18 protein-coding genes and 1 pseudogene are annotated in these 21,192 nt (G+C 71.0%); 9 read left to right on the forward strand and 10 right to left on the reverse strand.

Features of this window, described 5'->3' with window-relative positions; translation table 11 throughout:
- From QZ607_RS18460 to QZ607_RS18480, 5 genes and pseudogenes are all read right to left on the reverse strand, one after another.
- Window positions 1-834 (reverse strand): annotated as a pseudogene (locus QZ607_RS18460) (hypothetical protein); the annotation flags it as partial.
- Window positions 835-854: 20 nt separating this feature from the next.
- The gene (locus tag QZ607_RS18465; protein WP_295885710.1) at window positions 855-1,796 is read right to left on the reverse strand and encodes a MoxR family ATPase; all 942 of its coding nucleotides are present in this window, start codon (window positions 1,794-1,796) and stop codon (window positions 855-857) included.
- 129 nt (window positions 1,797-1,925) lie between these two features.
- Entirely contained in the window at window positions 1,926-3,356 is a 1,431-nt protein-coding gene (locus QZ607_RS18470; protein WP_295885711.1) for a serine protease, read from the reverse strand.
- Window positions 3,357-3,360: 4 nt separating this feature from the next.
- Window positions 3,361-3,714 carry a CU044_2847 family protein gene (locus QZ607_RS18475; protein ID WP_295885712.1) on the reverse strand — a complete coding sequence of 118 codons (354 nt, stop codon included), beginning with the start codon at window positions 3,712-3,714 and terminating at the stop codon, window positions 3,361-3,363.
- A 125-nt stretch (window positions 3,715-3,839) separates the two neighbouring features.
- Window positions 3,840-4,745 (reverse strand): amidohydrolase family protein, encoded by a 906-nt coding sequence (locus tag QZ607_RS18480; protein ID WP_295885715.1) that lies wholly within the window; start codon window positions 4,743-4,745, stop codon window positions 3,840-3,842.
- A gap of 100 nt (window positions 4,746-4,845) precedes the next feature.
- On the opposite strand from QZ607_RS18480, the gene QZ607_RS18485 reads away from it, so the two are divergent.
- The 6 genes from QZ607_RS18485 (at window position 4,846) to QZ607_RS18510 (ending at window position 10,415) form a co-directional block, all read left to right on the forward strand.
- Window positions 4,846-5,598 carry an MBL fold metallo-hydrolase gene (locus QZ607_RS18485; RefSeq protein WP_295885717.1) on the forward strand — a complete coding sequence of 251 codons (753 nt, stop codon included), beginning with the start codon at window positions 4,846-4,848 and terminating at the stop codon, window positions 5,596-5,598.
- Window positions 5,599-5,835: 237 nt separating this feature from the next.
- On the forward strand, window positions 5,836-6,792 hold the full coding sequence (locus tag QZ607_RS18490) for a Uma2 family endonuclease (protein ID WP_295885718.1): 957 nt from the start codon (window positions 5,836-5,838) through the stop codon (window positions 6,790-6,792).
- A gap of 10 nt (window positions 6,793-6,802) precedes the next feature.
- Complete coding sequence (locus tag QZ607_RS18495; protein WP_295885720.1) at window positions 6,803-8,338, forward strand: fumarate hydratase; 1,536 nt, start codon at window positions 6,803-6,805, stop codon at window positions 8,336-8,338.
- A gap of 200 nt (window positions 8,339-8,538) precedes the next feature.
- Window positions 8,539-9,546, forward strand: coding sequence for a YhdH/YhfP family quinone oxidoreductase (locus QZ607_RS18500; protein WP_295885722.1), 1,008 nt, complete (start codon window positions 8,539-8,541; stop codon window positions 9,544-9,546).
- Complete coding sequence (gene yhbY, locus QZ607_RS18505; RefSeq protein WP_295885725.1) at window positions 9,543-9,860, forward strand: ribosome assembly RNA-binding protein YhbY; 318 nt, start codon at window positions 9,543-9,545, stop codon at window positions 9,858-9,860. The genes QZ607_RS18500 and yhbY overlap by 4 nt, the downstream gene beginning before the upstream one ends.
- Window positions 9,861-10,157: 297 nt before the next feature.
- A complete protein-coding gene (locus QZ607_RS18510; protein WP_295885727.1) occupies window positions 10,158-10,415 on the forward strand; it encodes a hypothetical protein in 258 nt (85 codons plus the stop codon).
- Between the two features lie 116 nt (window positions 10,416-10,531).
- On the opposite strand, the gene QZ607_RS18515 is transcribed toward QZ607_RS18510, so the two are convergent.
- The 4 genes from QZ607_RS18515 to QZ607_RS18530 all read right to left on the reverse strand — a co-directional run bounded on the left by QZ607_RS18515 (window position 10,532) and on the right by QZ607_RS18530 (window position 15,771).
- Window positions 10,532-11,932, reverse strand: coding sequence for a VWA-like domain-containing protein (locus QZ607_RS18515; protein ID WP_295885728.1), 1,401 nt, complete (start codon window positions 11,930-11,932; stop codon window positions 10,532-10,534).
- A 130-nt stretch (window positions 11,933-12,062) separates the two neighbouring features.
- Window positions 12,063-13,172, reverse strand: coding sequence for a MoxR family ATPase (locus QZ607_RS18520; RefSeq protein WP_295885730.1), 1,110 nt, complete (start codon window positions 13,170-13,172; stop codon window positions 12,063-12,065).
- Window positions 13,173-13,397: 225 nt separating this feature from the next.
- A complete protein-coding gene (locus tag QZ607_RS18525; RefSeq protein WP_295885732.1) occupies window positions 13,398-14,744 on the reverse strand; it encodes a hypothetical protein in 1,347 nt (448 codons plus the stop codon).
- Window positions 14,745-14,844: 100 nt separating this feature from the next.
- The gene (locus QZ607_RS18530; RefSeq protein ID WP_295885734.1) at window positions 14,845-15,771 is read right to left on the reverse strand and encodes an NAD-dependent protein deacetylase; all 927 of its coding nucleotides are present in this window, start codon (window positions 15,769-15,771) and stop codon (window positions 14,845-14,847) included.
- A gap of 153 nt (window positions 15,772-15,924) precedes the next feature.
- On the opposite strand from QZ607_RS18530, the gene QZ607_RS18535 reads away from it, so the two are divergent.
- The 3 genes from QZ607_RS18535 to QZ607_RS18545 are packed head-to-tail and all read left to right on the forward strand — an operon-like array spanning window position 15,925 to window position 19,321.
- Window positions 15,925-17,262, forward strand: a complete 1,338-nt coding sequence (locus tag QZ607_RS18535) for an NAD(P)/FAD-dependent oxidoreductase (RefSeq protein WP_295885737.1) — start codon at window positions 15,925-15,927, stop codon at window positions 17,260-17,262.
- Window positions 17,263-17,285: 23 nt separating this feature from the next.
- A complete protein-coding gene (locus QZ607_RS18540; protein WP_295885796.1) occupies window positions 17,286-18,098 on the forward strand; it encodes a DUF1365 domain-containing protein in 813 nt (270 codons plus the stop codon).
- Entirely contained in the window at window positions 18,098-19,321 is a 1,224-nt protein-coding gene (locus QZ607_RS18545) for a cyclopropane-fatty-acyl-phospholipid synthase family protein (RefSeq protein WP_295885738.1), read from the forward strand. The genes QZ607_RS18540 and QZ607_RS18545 overlap by 1 nt, the downstream gene beginning before the upstream one ends.
- Before the next feature lie 203 nt (window positions 19,322-19,524).
- Here the strand turns inward: QZ607_RS18545 and QZ607_RS18550 are convergent, their stop codons facing one another.
- On the reverse strand, window positions 19,525-21,156 hold the full coding sequence (locus tag QZ607_RS18550; protein ID WP_295885740.1) for an alpha-amylase family protein: 1,632 nt from the start codon (window positions 21,154-21,156) through the stop codon (window positions 19,525-19,527).
- Between the last annotated feature and the right edge of the window lie 36 nt (window positions 21,157-21,192).

Below are 21,192 nucleotides of genomic sequence, written 5' to 3' on the forward strand. Positions count from 1 at the left end.
GAGCCATTGGCGATGGCGGGCGCCGCGCGGGTCGTAGAGGCCGGCGTCGCCGAGGATGATCAGCGGCGTGCCGTCGGCGATGGCGAGCGGCCTGCGGCTGCCGGCGTCGGCGCCGAGGCGCTCCAGGTCCGAGGGGCTGCCGCTGCGGGTGGCGAGGCGCACCAGCCGGCCGCCGAGGGCGGCGTCGAGCCGCTCCGCCCAGGCCCAAAGGTCGTGCTGAAAGGGGCGCAGTGCGGGCGAGAGGTCCAGCACCAGGTGCACCCGGCCGGGCCAGCGCGGCCGGCGGCGGCGCGGCAGGCGCTCCGGGAGCCGGCCCTTGGCCAGGGCGTCGCAGAGGCGCTCCAGGTCGAGCGCCCGGCCCGGGCGCGGCCGGGCCAGGGTCTGGCGCAGGAACCTGGCCTGGCGCGGGGGCGGTGCCAGGGCCGGCGGCCGGGGTGGTGGCTGGCGGCGGTCCGCCTGCGGCAGCTGATCCCAGGGGTCGGCCTCGGCGAGCCAGCGGGGCACGCGGCGGCCGTCCGCATCCGGCGGCTGTCGCTCGACGGCGGCGATGCGCCAGAACGGCAGGTCCGGCAGGTCCGTGGGCTGGTAGGGGGCGCGGCCGGCGTCGGTGTCTGCGCTTGCAGGCTCGGGCGGTTCACCGGTGCGGGCTGCCGGCTGTGCGTCGGGCCTGGCGCGCGGCGGCTCCGGCGGCGGCTCCGGCAGTGCAGGCTCGTAGCCGAGCGCTGCCGCTGCCGCCTCCCATTCGCGGCGGTCCAGCCGGGCGATGACCTGCGCCAGCGCGGCGCGCCCGGCCATCGAGGCGCGTCCATGGGCGGTCTTGATCAAGGATTCCACCGCGGTAGTCGGCCTCGGCCTCAGCCGTCGTCGTCGGACTTGCGCAGCGTGAATCCTGCGAGCTTGCGCAGCAGGTCCTGCTGCCCGGGCTCGCTCTGCTCCAGGCGGGCGACGGCGATGACGAGGTCCAGGTACTCGGCCAGCCCCGGCGCGTAGCGTTGGTTTTGCTCGGCTTTGCGGCGATCGCCGAGCAGCAGGTCGGCGGCGGCGGCGAGCACGGCGTCGAAGCAGCGCTCTGCCAGCCCGAGCCGCTCCAGGTGCAGCCGGCCCATCCCGACGAGCCATGGCGCCAGCGGCTCCGGCAGCCGCAGCGTGCGCACCAGGCAGCGGCGCAGGAAGGCATTTGGCAGCTCGCGCTCCTCGTTGGTGGTGATGACCACCAGCGGCGGCCTGGCGCCGCGGATGACCCGGCGGCCCAGCAGCGGCACGGTGAAGCCGCGGTTGCCGAGGAGCTCCAGGAAGGCGTTGGGCAGGTCCGGATCGGCCTTGTCGATCTCGTCGATGAGCAGCACGGTGCCCGTCTCCCGGCGCCAGCCATCGGGGGCCTCCGGTCGCTCGCCCTGACTGCGCACCTGCCATTGGTCATCGGCGCTGGACCAGTCGTAGGCCCACCAGAGCGGGCCCGGGCTCAGATAATCGCCGGCGGGCCCCGCACCCTTGCCGGACGTGGCGTCGGCGAGGCGGGCGACGGCGTCGTGCTGCCAGAGCAGGTCCGCCGCCTCGGTGCGCCCGTCGATGGTGACGGACACGAACAGCCGCCCCGCCGCCGCGGCGGCGGCCCGCGCCGTCTGGCTCTTGCCGGTGCCGGGGTCGCCGCGGATCAGGAGCGGGCGCTCGGCGGCCTCCGCGGCGCGCAGCGCGGCGGCGGTGTCGGCATCGAAGCGGTGCACGGACTTGGGCCAGGTGCCCTGCTCCGGCAGCGGGATGGGGGGGCCGACGGGGTAGGCGGGGATGGGGTGCATGGGGCTCGGGGCGCTGGGCATCGGCTCGCTCGGGGGCGGGACTGGCGCCGCGCAGCAGACAGGTGCTGGGAGGGTGGGTGCTCGGCTGCCGCCGGGGCGCGTCTGGGTCAGATTCAGTTCAGATCCGGGTCAGAGCTTCTCCAACAACCGCAGGTAGTCGTACAACAGGGCAAACAGCTCCTTCTCCTGCGCGAGCAGATACCGACACTGACCGGGCTCGTGCTCCAGGATGCCGGGCTTGACCCGGCCTGTCCATTTCCGGTCCAGCAGCGCCGGGAAGGCCTGTTCCTCGGCGGGCATCACGATCAGGTAGCGCCGGCGATCACGCCGGGATTGGTTCCAGATCAGGCCCATCAGCAGATCCTCCTGCTTGTCGCTGAGCCGGCCGGGATCGGGCTCGCCCATCACCCGCATCCAGAGCTTGCGCAGCAGCTCCTGATATTGATCCTCCCCCTGCCCGCCGGCGATATCGGTGACGAAACACAGGCTCTGCGCGCTGGCGATGTCGTCGCTGTCCGGCTGCAAGCGCAACTGTTGCAGCAGATCGCCAAGGGCGAAATAGGCGATCTCGCCGCTGACGGCATAGCGTGATGCGATCTTGAGCCGCGCCGGCGGACTGCCGGCAAGGGCGTCGACGTCGTAGTCGAGCCCTGGGTCCACGGCGAGCTTGACCAGCTCGGTGATCAGCGTCTGGCACAACCCCTTGCGGTCGGTGCGGGCATCGGCCACGGGCTCGATGGGTCGCGCCTGCCACAGGGGGATGGTCTGCTCCGTGGCGACGTGCAGCGCGTCGATCTGGGCGATGACCTGGTCAGTCGGCTGCGTCGGGTCGAAGCGGGCAATGGGGTCGTCCGACCAGTTGCGCCGCAGCGGCTCGGCCTCCGGCCGCTGCAGCAGATCGCGGACGTTCTTGCGGACCCGCTCCACCAGCTGGTGGTAGGCAGCGGAGACCACCGCCGGCTCCGGCGAGCGCTCCTGCGCACGGGGCGCTCCCGCGGCCTGCTCGGTCAGCACGCCTTCGATCCAGGGCCAGAGGCGGTGCATGGCCACGGCACGGCAGAGCGGGTCGTCCTTCGCGCGGCGCGCGAGCAGGCCGACAATGCCCCCCTCGACCTCGACGATGCCGCCGCTGTGGCCCACGGCGTTGTCCGGGCTCAGGATGTACTCGCTGGTGCGCTCGTCGTACCGGCCGATGCTGTAATTGCGGAGCGGATGCGCACCGAATTCATCCGGGTCCACCACGTGCAGCACGACGGGCTTCCCGTTTGTCGCCTGGCCCGTGCGCTGCAATGCCGGCAGCGGCACGCTGCCGTCGGGCACGTCCAGTGCCAGGATCGCCGCGTCCAGCTCGGCGTGCCGCTGCAGTACAGTGGCGCGCTTGCCCTGCTGGTCGTTGCGGATCAGCCGGACGATGATGGGCGCTTGATCCGGCCAGTTGTCGAAGGCGTGGCGTACGGTCAGGATGTGGCGCGGATCGAGCCGGAGTCCGGCGCAGCGATAGTCCGCCGGCTGCACCTCCCAGCCGCGCCACAGGCTGACGATCTGCGGTTCCGGGAGCATGCGCTCAGCGGCGCTTCGCCCGCATCAGCCAGCCGCGCTCGCGGGGCGCCGGCCTGCTCCACTTGGCAATCACCTTGACCGCCGCGTTGGCCTCCCCCTTGGCGACGAAAGGAACGCCGGTCTCGCCCTTGAAGCCCAGGGTGATCTCCATGGTCCATCCGGCGGCACCCGCGGTCTCCAACGAGCGGCGCACCGGGGCGGTGAGGACGCCCACCAGACCGCTGATGCGCTGCCCCATCTCCTGATCTTCTTTGGAAGTGGGCTGCCAGCGGCCGGCCCCAGCACCGCCCTCCATTTCCAGATCCGTGACTTCCACAAGAATCGGTTGGCCGTCAATCTCGATTTCCTTCAGTGCCATGCTCCGCTCCCGTTGACGAAAAAGGGCTTCGACGGCAGCAGAGTATAGCGAAGCAGGCGCCGATGACGGCTTCGACACCTCTGCCCAACCCCCACCGCTGGATGGGCACGCAATGTCGCAGATGCTTATGGCTGCTCCCGCGACAGCTTTTCCTCGGCGAATAATCGCTCGGCATTGCCGTGCGCAAGCTTGTCTGCCACCGCCGGCGGCAGCTGCCCGAGCCAGCCGCGGATCTCGGCGGCCACTTCATCGAAGCGCTTCCAGCGGCGGGTCCAGAAGGTGTCGACGCCCACCAGCAGGCGGTCCGCGTGCTCGACGAAGAACTGACGCCACTGCGGCCGAAGCTGCCCCTGCTCGTCCACGAAGCGCCCGTCGCGCACGGAGGTGTCCGCGTAGAGGTTGGGATGCCGCGCCAGCACAGGCGCGATGGCGTCCGGTCGGGGCTTGGTGCCCAGGTGCGCCCAAAGCACGGTGAGCCCCGGCTGGCGTGCGAAGACGGCATCGATGACTTCGGCATCGCCGTGGATCTGCAGCATCAGTTCACGCTCGGCGGCCAGGTCGGCGAGCGCCAGCAGCACCGGGCTTTGCGCGTCCGCCGCAAAGATGTGCAGCTCGCCGATGCCGCGGTAGACGCCGCCGGCGGCGTCCAGCAGGGCGGCCACCCGCGCCGGCAGCGTCGCGTCGTGCATCCAGTCGCGCTTGGCGCCCGGCGCGTTGTAGGCGTTCAGAAACGGGATGATCCGCTCAGGGGCTGTCGCGTGCAGGCGCTCCACGGCGCTGGTGGGCATGCCGGAGATCACCGCGCGGGTGATGCCGCTGCGGTCCAGAATCGCGATGATCTCCTCGGGCGGCAGCGCAGCGGCATCGACGCCGGTGTAGTGCAGGTGGGCGTCGAACAACGGCGGCTCCGGCGGGGCGGCGGTTACGCCGGCGCTGCCCGCGAGCAGCGCAATGGCGAGGACGCAGGTGCGCGGGCGCCGGCGATGCGGCCGCGGGAGCTCGGGTCGGCAGGCGTGGTCGGTGTCGGGCATTGTGCAGCTCCAAGGACGGTGTGGCCGCGGTTGTGCCACAGCGGGCATCCCCCGACAATCGTGCAGACGACATCGGACCCGACACACCGGAGCTGACACCATGATCTTCAAACAGCTGCTGGAGGCGGATTCCTCCACCTACACCTATCTCATCGGCTGCGAGGACACCCGCCAGGCCATCCTCATCGACCCCGTGCTGGACACGGTCGAGCGTGACCTTCAGGTGCTGAAGGACCTGGGCCTGACACTGATGGCCACGCTGGAGACCCATGTCCACGCCGACCATCTCACCAGCGCCAAGCGCCTGAAGGGCCGGACCGGCTGCAGGACGGCGTATCCGAAGATGCTCGGCCTTCCCTGCCAGGACATCGGCGTGCAGGAGGGCGAGCCCTTCGAGGTCGGCAGCGTGAGCCTGCATCCGCTGTTCACGCCCGGTCACACGGACCATCACCACGCCTATCTCATCGACACGCCGATCCAGAAGTTCGTCTTCACCGGCGATGCGCTGCTCATCGAGGCCTGCGGCCGGACCGACTTCCAATCCGGCAGCGCCGGCGACCTCTACAACAGCATCCACAACAAGCTCTTCTCGCTGCCGGACGAGACCCTGGTCTACCCAGGGCACGACTACGAGCACCGCTTCGTCTCCAGCATCGCGCAGGAGAAGGCCCGCAACCCGCGCCTCGGCGGCGGGCGCAGCAAGGAGGACTTCGTGGCGCTGATGGACGGCCTCGACCTGCCCTACCCACGCAAGATCGACTTCGCGGTGCCCGGCAACGAGGCCTGCGGCGAGTGCCCGGCGGATGTGCCGGAGCAGTTCCGCGGGCCCTGTGCAGCGAGCGATCAGGGCTGACGGGGGTTAGGCGGCGTCAGCAGGGTCCGTGCTTGGCGTCGCCGAGTGAAACTCGGCGCCCCCGGGCCGCGCTGCCGTCGGCGGATGCCGTGGTGCGGTCGGATTCCGGCAACAGCGACAACAAGGAAGGACAACGACAAACACAACGACAACGACAACGACAACGAGCGGGACGGTATCGAAATCTGGCGGGTTGGACTAGGCTCCTGTCAGTCGGCCCATCGGGAGCACAAGGCAATGTCGAGCAACACCGCCATCGCAGATCCCCCTGCCGGGTCTCCGGAGCCCGCTGCGTCCCTGACGCCAGGCTCGGAAGAGGGACGCTTGGTCTCCGAGGACACCTACTGGCGCGATTACTACTTCGAGTCCGACATCCACTACGAATGGAACGATGGCCGCCTGGAGCAGAAGCCGGTGTCCGACTACGCGACCTATCTCGTCTGCCAGTGGTTCCTGCTGCTGCTGAGCCACTTCCTGAAGACGCGGCCCATCGCCAGGCATGTCGGGCTGGAGATGGGCTTTCGGATGCGCCTGCGCGACCGCGTGGTCATCCGCAAGCCGGACCTCGGCATCGTGCACAACGACAACCCGCAGCCCCTGCTCTTCCACGACAGGAGCTACCACGGCATTTTCGACATCTGCCTGGAGGGACTTTCGGATCAGGACCGGCGCAGCATCGAGCGCGACACCCTCACCAAGAAGGCGGAATACGCGGCGGCCGGCGTGCCCGAGTACTTCATCCTGCACAGGGAGCCCAGGTATCAGCGCTTCTACCGCGTGAACGACGCGGGCATCTACGCGCCCATCGAGCCGCGGGACGGCGTCATCGCCTCACAGGTGCTGCCCGGTTTTCAGTTCCGGCTGTCGGATCTCATCGAGCAGCCCGAGGATGAAGCGCTGCGCGATGACCCGGTGTACGCGGAATTCGTACTGCCCAAGTGGCGCGAGGACCGCGAGCGGGCCGAGGCGGAGGCGCAGCGCGCCGAGACCGAGGCGCAGCGCGCTCAGCTGGAGGCGCAGCGCGCCGAGACCGAGGCACAGCGCGCCGAGGCCGAGGCACAGCGCGCCGAAGCAGAGGCACAGCGCGCCGAAGCCGAAGCCGAGGCCCGCTCCGAGGCCGAGCGGCGTGCCCGGGAGGCCGAGGCCGAGCTGGCCCGGCTGCGCGCACAGGCCGGCCTGCAAGACGATCAGTGACACCAATGCCATGACTACCATCCGCCAAACCGACCTGATCCAGAGCGTCGCCGACGCCCTGCAATACATCAGCTACTACCACCCGCCGGACTACATCCGCGCCCTCGCCCATGCCTACGAGGCCGAGGCGTCCCCGGCGGCCAAGGACGCCATGGCGCAGATCCTGGTGAACTCGCGCATGTGCGCCGAGGGCCACCGGCCCATCTGCCAGGACACGGGGCTGGTGGTGGCCTACGCCAAGGTGGGCATGGACCTGCGCTGGGACGCGGACTGGGACCCCACGGCGGGGCTTCAGCAGCTCGTGGACGAGGGCGTACGCCGCGCCTACACCCACCCGGACAACGTGCTGCGGGCGTCCATGGTGAGCCCGCCCTTCGGCGCCCGCAAGAACACCGGCGACAACACACCGGCGATGGTGCATGCGGAGCTGGTGCCGGGCAGCAGCCTCGACCTGCGCCTTGCGGCCAAGGGCGGCGGCTCCGAGAACAAGTCCAAGTTCGCCATCCTGAACCCGAGCGACAGTCTGGTGGACTGGGTGCTCAAGACGGTGCCGACCATGGGCGCCGGCTGGTGCCCACCCGGTATGCTCGGCATCGGCATCGGCGGCTCCGCGGAGAAGGCCATGCTGCTGGCCAAGGAAGCGCTGCTGGAAGATATCGACATTCACGAGCTGAAGGCCCGGGGCGCTCAGAACGCCGTGGATGAGCTGCGCCTGGAGCTGTTCGAGAAGGTCAATGCGCTGGGCATCGGCGCCCAGGGCCTGGGCGGGCTGACCACAGTGCTGGACGTGAAGATCAACACCTTCCCGACCCATGCCGCGTCCCTGCCCGTGGCCATGATCCCCAACTGCGCGGCCACCCGGCACATCCACTTCAAGCTGGACGGCACCGGCCCCGCCGTGCTGACCCCGCCCAAGCTCGAAGACTGGCCGGCGCTCGACTACGACCCCACCGCCGGCGCCCGCCGCGTGGACCTGGACAGCATCGCCCGCGAGGACATCGCCGCCTGGCAGCCCGGCGAGCGGTTGCTCCTATCCGGCAAGCTCCTGACCGGCCGGGACGCCGCGCACAAGCGCCTGAAGGACCTGCTCGACCGTGGCGAGCCGCTGCCCGAGGGTGTCGACCTCACCGACCGCTTCATCTACTACGTCGGCCCCGTGGACCCGGTGGGGGACGAGGTGGTCGGCCCCGCCGGCCCCACGACGGCCACGCGCATGGACAAGTTCACGGATCAGATCCTGGCGCAGACCGGGCTCATCGGCATGATCGGCAAGGCCGAGCGCGGCCCGACCGCCGTCGAGGCCATCAAGCGCCACGGCGCCGTGTACCTCATGGCCATCGGCGGCGCGGCCTATCTGGTGGCCAAGGCCATCAAGTCGTCGCGGCTGGTCGCGTTCGAGGACCTCGGCATGGAGGCCATCCGCGAATTCGAGATCCAGGACATGCCGGTCACCGTCGCCGTCGACAGCCGCGGGCAGTCGGTGCATCAGACCGGGCCTGCCGAGTGGCGCTCGCGCATCGGCAAGATCCCGGTGGCTGTCGAGTAGCGCCGACGCCTGCCAAGGCGCTCACCGCAGAGCGGCGGAAGATGCGTGTCACCGCTGGTGCGGTGTCACGGGTCAGCTGCGGTGTCACGAGTCCGCTGCGGTGGCACGCGTGTCCTTGCGGACATCCCGGCCCCCGATCCGGCATACTGCGGCCCCGCCGCCAGCCATCGCCGGCCCTGCCGACCACCAGGGGGGAGCCCATGCCGACCCAACGCGCTTTCCGCATCCATCACGACGACGCCGGCTATCGCGCCGGCATCGAGACCATCGACGTGCCCGAGCCCGCCGCGGGAGAGGTACTGGTACGCGTCGCCTACGCCAGCGTCAACTACAAGGATGCCCTCGGCGGCACAGGCAAGGGCAAGGTCATCCGGCGCTTTCCCATCACCGGCGGCATCGACGCGAGCGGTGTCGTGGAACGCACCGCGCACGACGATTTTGCGCCCGGCGATGCCGTCGTCGCCACCGGCCACGGCATGGCCTTCGACCACGACGGCGGTTATGCCGAGTACCTGTGCGTGCCGGGCGACTGGCTGGTGAAGCTGCCGGACGGGCTCGACACCCGCAGCGCCATGCTGCTCGGCACCGCCGGCTTCACGGCGGCGCTGGCGGTGCATCGGCTGCTGGTGAATGGGCAGCGCCCGGAGCTTGGGCCGATCCTGGTGACGGGCGCGAGCGGCGGCGTCGGGGCCATCTCCATCGCCATCCTCGCCAAGCTCGGCTTCGAGGTGGCCGCCGTATCCGGCAAGCCGGACCTGCATGCTTGGCTCAGGGATCTGGGCGCAGCACAGATCCTGGGTCGCGATGAGCTGCCCGGCGGGGACCGCCCGCTGGAGAAGGGCGTCTGGGGCGGTGCCGTGGACAATGTGGGTGGCGACATGCTGGCGCGCATCACCCGCACCCTGGTGCCATACGGCAACATCGCGAGCATCGGCAACGCCGGCGGCATCGCCCTCGAGACCACAGTCATGCCATTCATCCTGCGCGGCGTGGCGCTCCTCGGCTGCGACTCGGTGCACATCCCCCAGCCGCTGCGGGGCGAGCTGTGGCAGCACCTGGCGACGGACTGGCGCGTGGCCGAGCCCGAGCGGCTGCTGGGCGGCGAGGTCGCACCGGACGCGCTGCCGGAGGTGTTCGAGCGCATGCTCGCCGGGCGCACGCACGGGCGCGTCCTGGTGAGCCCCAGCCCAAGCGCCGACGCGGCATGACCAACAGCAAGCCCCAGCAGCTCGGCAACCGCGCGCAGCGGGCGCTGAAGCAGCGCGCCCATCACCTGAAGCCCGTGGTGCTGCTCGGCGCCGCCGGCCTCACCGAGCCCGTGCTCGCCGAGATCGAGCTGGCACTGGACCATCACGAGCTGATCAAGGTGCGCGTGAACGGCGGCGACCGGGGCGCGCGGGATGCCCAGGTGCGCACCATCGCGGAGGAGACGGGCGCCGCACTGGTGCAGCGCATCGGCAACATCGCCGTGCTCTACCGCGCGAATCCGGAGCTGAAGGACCCGATCCGGCTGCCCGCTTGACCCCGCGCACGCGCCACCTGCTGCACCTGACCGACGGCAAGGCCGGGAAGCCGGCTCGCCGCGCGCGGGGCGGCGGCCTGCTGTGGCATGGGCCTGCTGTGGCACGGCAGGCCGGCACGGCTGCGTTGGACGCATCTCCCGCTCGGCGCGCGGAGCGCCCGGCGAAGCACGACACCGCAGGAGCGGTGTTGCGAGAGAACCCACGGCTGCCCGGCCCCCTTTGGACGCTCCGGTTGATCAGCGCCGCAGGCGGCGTGTACCCTGCGTGGCCTGTGCCGACCGCCGGGGATTCCATCAATGGAACTGTTTGCGCTCGTTATCGTCGCGGCGCTGTTGGCGACGCTCCCGCTCATGGCCTGGTTGCGCGAGTCACGCTGCAAGCGCTGTGGCGGACGCTTTGCGTGGCGTAAGACGGGGGCGCAGCGGGAGCGCTCCGGCTTCTGGGTCGGCTGGAACGTCGAGGTCGAGTATCGCTGCCGCCACTGCGGCGCGGTGCGCTGGGAGAAAAAGCCGAAGGGTCCGACCCCTTGGCTCAGCGGCAGCGGCTTCGGCTGAGTAACCGATCAGGCTTGCGCTGCATGCGCGCCACTTGTCCACCTACCTGCGTCAGCCGATTGCGCTCGCGCGCCGAGGCGCACCGCCGGTGCGGAAAGGTCAGTCCGGACGTGGAGCTACTCCAGCACCAGCTTGCGCCCGAACGGTGCCTGCATGTGCTCGGCGCTCGCCGGCACGGCCCAAAGCACCGGGAAGGGCGGGCAGTAGTCCACGCGGCCGTCTAAGTCCGTCAGGAACACAGCCATGTCCGGGCCGTGGCGCTGGGCCTCCGCCAGCAGCGGCGTAAAGTCGGTGCCACCGCCGCCCTGAAGCTCCAAATCATGCAGGTTGGAGCGCCCGGGCTCGAAGAACCGTACCTCGCGCACCTTCTCGTCGCCGATCACCACCAGCACCCGCGCCTCCAGCCGGCGGCTGATGGCCGCAAGCTCAGCCGCAAAGCGGTGCATGAGCGGATTGTCGACGGAGCCTGAGATGTCCACCAGCACCGCGAGCCGGGCCACGGCCCGCGACGACGCCCGGCCCGGCTCCCAGGGCATGCGCATGCCGCCGCCCCGCCCCGCCGGCCCACCCACCCTGCCCCGATTGGCGATGTAGGAGCGCGACGGCCGCGACCAGGACAGCTCCGGCTGCATGGAGAGCCCGCGGGCGAGCTGGGTACGCAGCAGCTGCTCCCAGGGCGTGCGGACCTTGGGGATGTCCGCCAGCAGCGCCCGCAGCATGGAATGCACGCCGTCGCCGGCATGGGCGCGGGTGATGCGCTCGCGCCATTCGCGCGCCTGCTCCGCCTCGCCCTCCGGGTGCTCGCTGTCCGCCGCCGGCAGCAGGTCGCGCAGGATGGCGCCGGCGAAGTGCCGGGCCCGGGAGGCACGGGGGCCGTCCTGCTTGGGCCCGGTGCTGCCCGCTTCGGCGTCGTGGCTGCCACGGCTCGCGCCGGCGTCGTCGGGGCGCCGGCCGCGACCACCGCGGCGGCTGCCTTTGCCGCCGCCGCTCGCCTGGCGGTCATCGACGGCGCGGTAGAGCCGCTCCACGTCCCACTCCAGCAGGGCCTTGTCCGGGGACTCGTTGCGCAGCAGCGACGCCGTCAGCAGGTCCTGAAGCAGCACCGAGCCCGCCGGCAGCTCCAGCCAGTTCAGGTGCGACAGGGTGCTGTTGACGATGGCATCGGCGCAGATGTTGAACAGCTCGCGATCGACATCGCCGGTGAGGCGCTGAAGCTCCGCGAGCCGCTGCGGATGGCGCAGGGCCACATGCAGCACCTGGTGGGCGACGAGGCCCGTCTGCACCGCGAGCGACAGGTGGTCGAAGTCGGGGCCGTAGTAGATGGACACGCCGTCGTTGGCGGCGACGAGCCCCCCACGCCCGCCGCGGGTGTCCTCGGGCCCGGTGTCGATGTGCCGGATCCAGAGTGCGAGACCGCCAGTGGACGGCGCGTACTCGACCATGCGCTGCACGGCGCGGGTACCGCGGTGCTCGTAGACGGCGGACCGGCGCCCGCTGGATCTGGCGTTGTCTGTCACAACCCCGCAATTCATCTGTATCGCTGTCGTTATCGGGAGCAAGACCCGGATTCCGCTTGGCTGCATGCGGGCTGCGACATCCGCGCAGGCGACCGGCAGCCGAGACCGGCCTGAGCGCGCTCTCTGAGGCTCAGGCCGCCTGCTGCGCGGCCTCGCGCGCTTCGGTGTAGCGGCGGTAGGCCTGGCTTGAGAGCACGGCGCCTTCGAGACCCCGCTCCAGCGCCGTCTGGAACAGCAGCTCCATGCCGAGCGTCTGCACCTCGCGAATGGGCAGCGGCTCGTCGCTTTGCAGGTCCGGCAGCTGGTCGATGATGGCGAGCGCGCGGGCCATGCGCGGCTCATCGGTGGCCGCCGCCAGCAGCGCATAGACCATGCCGTAGAGACCGTCGAGCGTGTCGGGCAGCAAGGCCGCCGTGGCCTCGCCGGGCTCCGCCTCCAGCAGCGCCAGCACGTCGGTGCCCGCCTGGATCTCCTTGAGCACACCGAAGAATTCCGCGGCGTTGGCCGCCCCGATGCGCCCCTGCACGAAGGTGCGCTTGCCGGTCTCGGAGAGGTCGGACTTGAGCACGCTGGAGATGTCCTCCCAGCCGCGGGGGCTCGCGCCCACCAGGTGGTCGTTGGCGAGCTGGCTCGCGGTGTCGTCCAGCTTGTCCGGGCGAACCTTGAGGTAGGCCATCACCTCCGGTGCAAAGTCATGGGCCAGCGCATAGGCCAGGAAGGCGTCGATGACCGACTGCACATTGAAGTGGAACATCCGGTCCGCCAGCGCCGTGCCCATGTCGTGGCTCACGGCGCCGTGGAAGGCGGCGTTGCCGGCGGCGATCACCTGCCAGCCGTCCGGCAGCCGGTAGTTGCCCACGCGGCGGTCCAGGATCAGCGAATAGGCCGAGATCTGCAGGCGCTGGTCCGCCGCCGTCAGCTCATCCAGGAACAGGATGCCGTTCGGATGCTCGCTGCCGGGCAGGAACTCCGGCGGAAACCAGACCGTCTTCGACTGGCGCTCGTCGGCGTAGATGGCGCCGCGGATGTCCACGGGCTCGATGGTGGTGAGCCTAAGATCCACCAGCGGCACGTCGAAGTGCTCCGCCACCTGGCGCACCACGGAGGACTTGCCGACGCCGCGGGTGCCCCAGAGCATGGAGGCGCGCCGGCGCAGCACCGGGTCCGAAAACTGCTCGATGAGTGCGTCCTTCACCGCCGCGATGGACACGGGCGGGATGTTCATCGGGTTGCCTTGCAAGCCTCTGTCTCCTCAGTCGCGGCGCTCGTGGCGCCGGTGCATGAAGCCGATATGCGCGGTGGCGCCGCACGACGCCCTGCGGAGGGAAGCCATCCAAAGCACTGGCGCCGAAGCACCTGGGGCCGGGCCATCTTCCCATGCGGCGGCCTGAAGTCCGCCGGCCCCAGGTGGCCGACTGAAGTCGGCGTCCCCGGGGCACGGCGCGGCAAGCGCCGCGGTGCTCTGTCAGCCCTCGGCCTCCGCGGCAGCGGGCCGGTGAAAGTCGCCAGCGAAGCGGTCCGCGTTCGCCGCCGTCGGTGCTGCCGGCTCGGCTGCGGACGCCTGCTCGGACGCGGGCGACTGCTTGTCCGTCACCCGCACCACCCAGTCGCGCTGCACCAGCCGGCGGGGCAGCGGCGGGATCTCGAAGCGGGGCATCTCGCGCATCAGAAAGAAGCCCACCAGCATGAACGGCGGCGCGTGGAAGATCAGCATGCGCAGCACGGAGTTGTCCGCCATGTCGAGCCACTGGATGCCGGGGGTGGCGGCCATGATGCCGAGCAGGAAGAGCATGGGCACCGCGCGCTGATAGGTGACCCGCCAGCGCGCGCCCTGGTGGCGCTGGTGGAACTCCCCGGGCGGCGCCGCCAGCGTGGCCGACAGGTGGCGGACCACCTCGCCCAGCTTGGCCTCGATGTCCGCCGTGCGCTGGGGCTCGTGGGTGGCGACGCGGATGGAGCCGCGCCAATAGCTCACGATCTGCCGCAGGGGCCGGTAGTGCCAGCCGATGACGGCCAGCAGGTCCTCCGGCACCTTGAGCCGCACGCCCGCATCGGTGGTGAGCTTGAGCTCCACCGGCATGCCGTTGAAGCGGTCGGCCTTCAGGTTCAGGTGCACCGGGCCCACGCGCACGTTGGCCTCGGTGATGACAGCCCGCAACGGGCCGTCGGCATCGTCGATGAGCTGCTCGTCGGTGGTGTCGGCTGCCGCCTGCGGCGCCGGCGCCGCGGGCCGCCGCCGCAGGAACGCGAGGCGGTCCCCCAGCAGCCGCTCTGCCCCCACCCGCACGGCCTGCCAGAGCCTGCCGCCGAGCGTCTGTGCCGCCCAGCGGGCGCCGGCGCCGGCGCGCTGCGACAGGGCCTGGGAGGCGGGCTCCAGCAGATAGCTGCGGGCCACGGGCACGCCGTCGTAAACCGCGAAGTGGCGGCGCACCGGCACCTGCTCCAGCTGCTCCAGCAGTGTGTCCAGGTCGGCGCCGTCGGCGGTGAGCGTTGCCGTCAGTCCGCCCGCGTCCCAGACCTGCCGCACCAGGCGATGCTTGCCCACCTGCGCCGCCTCCAGCCGCAGCTGGGCACGCAAGTCCACCGGGCAGTCCGCATCCGCCGGAATCGCCTCGGCCTTGAACGCGAGCACCCGGTCTTCCCGCCGGCTCGCCGCCATGTCCGCGTGCAGACCGCGGCGGGTGAAGGGCGCCATAAGCGCGAGGATGTCGTGATGCGTGAGCGGGCGCAGGGGCTGGGTCGGGCGCAGGGGCCGCGGCTTCGGTTGCGGCAGGATGCGCGGGCCCTTGCTGACGATGCGGACTTGTTGCATGGCGATGTCCCCCGTTTGTCTCGCCGTGGATTGTTCCTGAGTCGGCGGCGGGCGTCGAGTGCTCGGGCCTCGGGATGGACTGCAGGGTGAGCGCGGCGGCTCAGACCGACGGGCGCGGTGGTGCCTGCTCCAGCAGCGCCAGTGCAGCGGTGAGGGTCGGCCCGCAGGCGGCGTTCAGCTTGAGCCCGGCAAGGTCGTCGGCGCGGGTGTGGCCAAGGTTCAGGATGGCGATGGGCTGGCCCGCCTGCGCCGCCTGCCGGCAGAAGCGATACCCCGAGAACACGGTGAGCGAGGAGCCCACCACCAGCACGCCGCCGGCACGGGCGAGCTGGTCCATGGCATGCGCCACCCGCGGTCGCGGCACGTTCTCGCCGAAGAAGACCACGGCGGGCTTCAGCATACCGCCGCAGCGCGGGCAGTCCGGCACCCGGAAACCCGCTTGTACGGCGTCCCCGAGCAGCACGTCGCCATCCGGCGCCGAGACCTCCGGCGCCACCGGGACACAATCCGGGTTGTGCTGCGCGAGCAGGGCCTGCATGCGCTCGCGCGGGAGCCTGAGCCCACAGTCCAGGCAGTCCACCACGTCCAGCCGGCCGTGCAGGTCAAGCACCCGGCGGGCGCCGCTGCGCTGATGCAGGCCGTCCACGTTCTGCGTGACGATCTGCGTCACCAGCCCGCGCGCCTCCAGCGCGGCGAGGGTACGGTGGGTGATGTTCGGACGCGCGGCGGCCACGCGGGGCCAGCCGACGAAGCTGCGGGCCCAGTAGCGGCGCCGCGCGGCGGGCTCACGCACGAAGCGCTGGTAGCGGATGGGCTCGGCGCGCTTCCAGTGGCCCGCCTCGTCGCGGTAGTCCGGAATGCCGGAATCCGTGCTGCAGCCGGCGCCCGTGAGCACAAAGAGCGGCGCGTGGGTGCGGATGAAGGCGGCGAGTGCCCGGGCGCCGGTGGCCGCCGCCGTGCTAGGCTCGCCGGTCGTGCCGTCGGCGGCCTGACGCGCCGCCGGAAGACCTGCCGCCAGGGTGCTCATGCGGCGCCTCCCATGCGGCCGATAACGCGGTGCACCAGAGGGCCTGACGCGGGCTCCGGCGGGCAGACTCCCGGTGAGCAGGCGTTGATACCGGCGGAGACTGTCCAGATCTTCCCGCAACCCATCCGGACAAATTCTAAACAAGCCTTGCGCATGACTGAGCGTATCTGCGTCGTCGGCAGCGGCATCGCCGGCCTGGCGTCCGCCTGGTTGCTGTCACAGCGCCATCAGGTGACGCTGGTGGAGAAAAACGCCTATTTCGGCGGCCATACCCACACCATCGAGGTGGACGAAGACGGCACCACCGTGCCGGTGGACACGGGCTTCATCGTCTACAACACCCGCAACTATCCGATGCTCGTGCGGCTGTTCGAGCGCCTGGGCGTCCCCACCCGGGAGTCCGACATGTCCTTCGCTGCGTCCATCGACGCCGGTCGTCTCGAGTATGCGGGCGATAATCTCAGCACGATCTTTGCACAGCGCTGGAATGCCTTAAGCCCGCGATTTCTGCGGATGCTGCTCGACATCTTCCGCTTCGGCGCCCGCTGCCGGCACTGCCTGACACATTCGGCCTTCGACGGCCGCAGCCTGCGTGAGTTCCTGGCGGACGAGGGTCTGGGGGACGCCTTCCGCGATCACTACCTGCTGCCCATGGCCGCCGCCATCTGGTCCTGCCCCGCCGCCGCCATGCTGGACTTCCCGGCGGAGAGCCTCGCGCGCTTCTTCGACAACCACCGGTTGCTGAACCCGCTGGAGCGGCCCCTGTGGCGCAGCGTCGTCGGCGGCAGTCACACCTATGTGCAGCGCATGGCGGAGGATCTCGGCCCTGAGCGCATGCTTGCCGACGCCGCCGTGGCCGTGGAGCGGCATGCGGCCCGCGTGCGCGTGCGGCTCGCCTCCGGCGCCGCGCTGGAAGCGGACCGGGTGGTGCTCGCCACCCATGCGGACCAGGCGTTGGCCCTGCTGGCGCAGCCCACGGTCGAGGAGCAGAAGGTCCTCGGCTGCTTCCGCTACCAGCCGAACCGCACCTTCCTGCACACCGACACCCGCCTGATGCCCCACCGCCGCCGGGTCTGGTCCGCCTGGAACTATCTGGCGGGCGAGGCCAGCGACGGCGCCGCCGCCGTGTCCGTCACCTACTGGATGAACAAGCTCCAGGGGCTTGAGACCCACCGCAACTACCTGCTCTCCCTGAACCCCCTCGCCGACCCGGACCCGCAGCAGGTCATCGCCGAGATGACCTACGACCACCCCGTGTTCGACCAGGCGGCGATGGATGCGCAGCGGGCGCTGCCTCGCCTTCAGGGCACGGACCGGGTCTACTTCTGCGGCAGCTACCACGGCTTCGGCTTCCACGAAGACGCCCTGCGCGCGGCGGTGGATGTCGCAGGTCGGCTCGGCGTGGACACGGACTGGATCACCGGCCGCGCGCCGGCGCCCGCCGCTGACTCCCCGGTGCCGGTGCCGACCCCGGCGGAGGTGCCCGCCTGATGCCCGAGCCGTCCCGGGTGCCGATGGGCGGCGGCGACCTGCGCCCGGCGCTGTCGCCGCACCGCATCTACTTCACCCGCGTCATGCACCGGCGGCTGTTCCCGGTGCAGTATCGCTTCGAGTACCGGGTGTTCAGCCTGCTGCTGGACCTGGACCGGCTGGACGCGGTGCCGCGCCGGCTCGCCGTCGGCCCCGGCCGGGGCGTCCTGCGCGGGCTGCTGCGCCCGCGACTCTTCCGCTTCGACCCCGCCGACCACGGGCCCCGGGACGGCTCGGCGCTCAGGCCCTGGGCGGAGCAGGTGCTGGCCGCCCGCGGCATCGGCCTCGCGGGTGGGCGCATCCGGCTGCTCTGCTTTCCGCGCGTGCTGGGCTACGGCTTCAATCCGCTGAGCCTCTGGTACTGCGAGCATGCCGACGGGCGCCTGCGGGCCGTCATCGCCGAGGTGCGCAACACCTTCGGCCAGCACCACAGCTATCTGCTGCACGACGACGGCCGGCCCATCGCCTGGCCGCTGCGGGCCGAGAAGCTCAAGTGCTTCTACGTCTCGCCCCTGATGGACATGCAGGGAGGCTATCGCTTCCGGCTGTCGGCGCCGGATGACAAGCTGGCGGTGCTGATCCGCCAGTTCGATGAGAAGGGCCGGCTCAAGCTGGTGGCGAGCCAGAGCGGCACCGGCGAGCCGCTCACCGATGCTGCCCTGTGGCGGGCCTTTCGCGCCATGCCGGTAATGACGTACAAGGTCATGGTCGCCATCCACTGGCAGGCTCTCAAGATCTGGCTCGCCGGCGCCCGCTTCTTCCCGAAACCCGAGCCACCCCAGCAGGAGGTCACCTGATGTCCGAGCACAACCGCGCGGAAGCCGCGTTACCCGCCGTCGGGCGCATCGCCACGCGGGCGGCATTGAAGCCCTTCCGCGCCCTCTTCGACCGCATCCTGCGCGGCCATCTGCGCATCCGCGTCGGCGAGCACTGCCACGAGATGCACGGCACCGAGGCAGGCCCGAGCGGCGAGATCCGCCTGGTGCGGCCACTGACCTTCGCGCGGCGCATCGCCACCCGCGGCCACGTCGGCCTGGGCGAGGCCTACATGGCCGGAGACTGGGACAGCCCGGATGTCACCGCCCTGCTGCACTGCTTCGCCGCCAACCAGCACGCGCTGGTGGAGGTCTTCGAGGGCAGCTGGCTGAACCGCCTGGCCTCCCTGCTGCGCCACCGCCGCCGGGCCAACACCAGGGCCGGCAGCAGGCGCAACATCGAGGCCCACTACGACCTCGGCAACGACTTCTACCGGCTCTGGCTCGACCCGAGCATGACCTACTCCTCCGCGGTGTTCGAGCCCGACACGGACGACCTGGCCCGTGCCCAGGCCAACAAATACCGGCGCCTGCTCGGGCTGCTGGACGCGGCTCCCGGCGAGCGGGTGCTGGAGGTGGGCTGCGGCTGGGGCGGCTTTGCGCGCACGGCCGCCGCGGCCGGGCTCGACGTCACCGGCATCACCCTGTCCCGGGAGCAGCTCGCCTGGGCCGAGGCGGGCGCCGCCGGCGCGTCGCTGCCCGGAGGCATGACCTTCCGCCTCCAGGACTACCGCGACGTCACCGAGCGCTTCGACCACATCGTCTCCATCGAAATGTTCGAGGCCGTGGGCGAGGCCTACTGGCCCGCGTACATGGCCATGCTGAAGCGCTGCCTGAAGCCCGGCGGGCGCGCGGCGCTTCAGGTCATCACCATCGCCGACTCGGAGTTCGACGGCTACAAGGCGAGCCCGGACTTCATCCAGCACTACATCTTCCCGGGTGGCATGCTGCCGACGGTGGGCCGCTTCGATGCGGCGGCGGCGGATGCCGGCCTGCGGGTGGTGCAGCGCAGCTTCCACGGCCTGGACTACGCGCGCACGCTGGCCACCTGGCGCGAGCGCTTCGAGGCCGAGCTGCCGGCGGTGCGCGCACTCGGCTACGACGAGCGCTTCATCCGCATGTGGCGCTACTACCTCTGCTACTGCGAGGCGGGCTTCCGCGACGAGCGCATCGATGTGATGCAGGTGGCGCTGAGCACGGACTGACGTCGGGCGCTCAATGCCGGACGGGCCCGGGCGTCGGATCATCGACGCCCGGGAAGCTGTCGTCGAGGGTGGCGAGCGTCGCGAGCGGCGGCAGGCGGACTTCAGTCCGCCGGCCGTCAATGATGGGCCGACATCGGCCTTTCGGCAGGGCAGCACCGGACAAGATTCCTGTGTATCGGGGCGAGCGCATACCGCCGCCGCGCTCAGCGCCCCGTCGAATCATCCTCCGGCCGTAAGCCGACGTGAATCGCCACCGCCGCGCGCGGCGCCAGCTCGAACGTGGCAGCGGTGTCTTTGCTCACCGTGACCGCCGCGGGCGCACCGGCGCCGGCTTCTGGGGTGTCGGCGCTGGATTCGGCATCGTCCGTCGGCTGCGCGTCCATGGCGCGGCAGCTGTTCCCCGCCGGCTGCGCAGCCACCGCATTGCAATAGCGCCCCGCCGGCAGCCCGGTGCGCAGCCATTGGCGCATGGGCTCGTCGGTGTTGTTGATGACCACGAAGCCGCGCTCGCCGCGGCCGAAGGCGATGCGCCCGCCGCCGTCGTCCCACCAGTTGGCGACCTCGGCATCCTCGGTGTGGTTGCGGAAAGCCACCATGCCGGCAATGGCGGGGCGGCGGTGCTCGCAGCGCCAGGCGCCGCCGCAGCCGAGCCCGTCCGGGCCGTGCACCCGCCGTGTGCTGCCCTGATCATCGCTCGGCGGGCCCGCGCCCGCGTCCGTGAATGCATAGCCGGACATCACCCGCGGCGTGCCGTAGGGCCAGGCGAGCATGAACACCTGGGCGAGGTCGTAGAGCGCACCCTCGGCCGGGCTCAGCGCGGCGGCGCCGGCGAGGGCCGAGCGCCGGGTCTCATGGCTGTCCACGAACACCACCGCGCCCCTGCTCGGCACCAGGTCGTCCGCGCCGAGGCCGGGCTTCAGGTTGCGCAGCACGGCAATGCCGCCGTCGCGGAAGGCGGCGGCGAGCCTGCGGGTGTAGTCGGGCTCGGTGACGGCGCCGTTGCCGAGGTACTCCTGCACCCGCACGGCCTCGCCCGGCACCTCGGCGAAGGCCTGATAGACGAAGGGCAGCCCCTGCACCCGGGCCAGAATGCCCGCGATGTCGCCGGCGGCCATGTGCTTGGCGGCGTCGATGCGAAAGCCCGCGACGCCGAGCCGCACCAGGCCGTCCAGGTAGCCGCCGATGCGGTTCTGAACCCGGTCGGCGTCTGTGTTCAGATCCGCCCGCCCGCGCAGATTGCAGCGCTGCACGGCGGCGCGGTCGTCCCAGCGTCCGTTAAGCTCGCAGCGGGGACTGTGGAAATCCTGGGGCAGGAGACCCGGATAGGCGTAGTAGTCGTAGGCGCTGCCCGCGCTGCCGGTGCCCCAGCGCGGGTCGTCGTCGAAGGGCGGCCCGGTCATGTGGTTGATGACGGCGTCCGCGTAGATCTTCACACCCGCCGCGGCGCAGCGCCGCACCATGTCGGCGAAGGCCTCGGCGTCGCCGCTGCGGCTGTCGAGCGCCCAGCTCACGGGCTCGTAGCGCTGCCACCAGGGGTCACCCGCCACCCGGCGGTGCTCGTTGGGCGGTGACACCTGGACGGCGCCGTAGCCCGCGGCCCCCAGAAACTGCTCGCACTCGGCGGCGATGTCGTCCCAGCGCCATTCGAACAGGTGCACGATGACGCTGCGGGGCGTGTCGCCGGCGGCCACCACGGGCGGTGGTGCGGCGTCCGGGCCGGAATCCGGCAGCGCCTGCTGCGGGTCCTGCTGGGTGGCCACCACCAGGATCAGCACCGCGAAGCCGATGATGGTGGCGTTCAGCAGGGCACTCAGAAGGTCGGCGAGAAACTGCATCGGCTGGCATTGCCTATGGCGACTGGGAAACCGATT

Origin of the sequence: uncultured Thiohalocapsa sp., from assembly GCF_913063425.1 — a bacterium.
GTDB lineage: Bacteria > Pseudomonadota > Gammaproteobacteria > Chromatiales > Chromatiaceae > Thiohalocapsa.

Coding starts and splice junctions, on each gene's coding strand:
- QZ607_RS18465 (WP_295885710.1), bottom strand. CDS start 1,796: ATGCACCCCATCCCCGCCTACCCCGTCGGCCCCCCCATCCCGCTGCCG.
- QZ607_RS18470 (WP_295885711.1), bottom strand. CDS start 3,356: ATGCTCCCGGAACCGCAGATCGTCAGCCTGTGGCGCGGCTGGGAGGTG.
- QZ607_RS18475 (WP_295885712.1), bottom strand. CDS start 3,714: ATGGCACTGAAGGAAATCGAGATTGACGGCCAACCGATTCTTGTGGAA.
- QZ607_RS18480 (WP_295885715.1), bottom strand. CDS start 4,745: ATGCCCGACACCGACCACGCCTGCCGACCCGAGCTCCCGCGGCCGCAT.
- QZ607_RS18485 (WP_295885717.1), top strand. CDS start 4,846: ATGATCTTCAAACAGCTGCTGGAGGCGGATTCCTCCACCTACACCTAT.
- QZ607_RS18490 (WP_295885718.1), top strand. CDS start 5,836: ATGTCGAGCAACACCGCCATCGCAGATCCCCCTGCCGGGTCTCCGGAG.
- QZ607_RS18495 (WP_295885720.1), top strand. CDS start 6,803: ATGACTACCATCCGCCAAACCGACCTGATCCAGAGCGTCGCCGACGCC.
- QZ607_RS18500 (WP_295885722.1), top strand. CDS start 8,539: ATGCCGACCCAACGCGCTTTCCGCATCCATCACGACGACGCCGGCTAT.
- yhbY (WP_295885725.1), top strand. CDS start 9,543: ATGACCAACAGCAAGCCCCAGCAGCTCGGCAACCGCGCGCAGCGGGCG.
- QZ607_RS18510 (WP_295885727.1), top strand. CDS start 10,158: ATGGAACTGTTTGCGCTCGTTATCGTCGCGGCGCTGTTGGCGACGCTC.
- QZ607_RS18525 (WP_295885732.1), bottom strand. CDS start 14,744: ATGCAACAAGTCCGCATCGTCAGCAAGGGCCCGCGCATCCTGCCGCAA.
- QZ607_RS18530 (WP_295885734.1), bottom strand. CDS start 15,771: ATGAGCACCCTGGCGGCAGGTCTTCCGGCGGCGCGTCAGGCCGCCGAC.
- QZ607_RS18535 (WP_295885737.1), top strand. CDS start 15,925: ATGACTGAGCGTATCTGCGTCGTCGGCAGCGGCATCGCCGGCCTGGCG.
- QZ607_RS18540 (WP_295885796.1), top strand. CDS start 17,286: ATGGGCGGCGGCGACCTGCGCCCGGCGCTGTCGCCGCACCGCATCTAC.
- QZ607_RS18545 (WP_295885738.1), top strand. CDS start 18,098: ATGTCCGAGCACAACCGCGCGGAAGCCGCGTTACCCGCCGTCGGGCGC.
- QZ607_RS18550 (WP_295885740.1), bottom strand. CDS start 21,156: ATGCAGTTTCTCGCCGACCTTCTGAGTGCCCTGCTGAACGCCACCATC.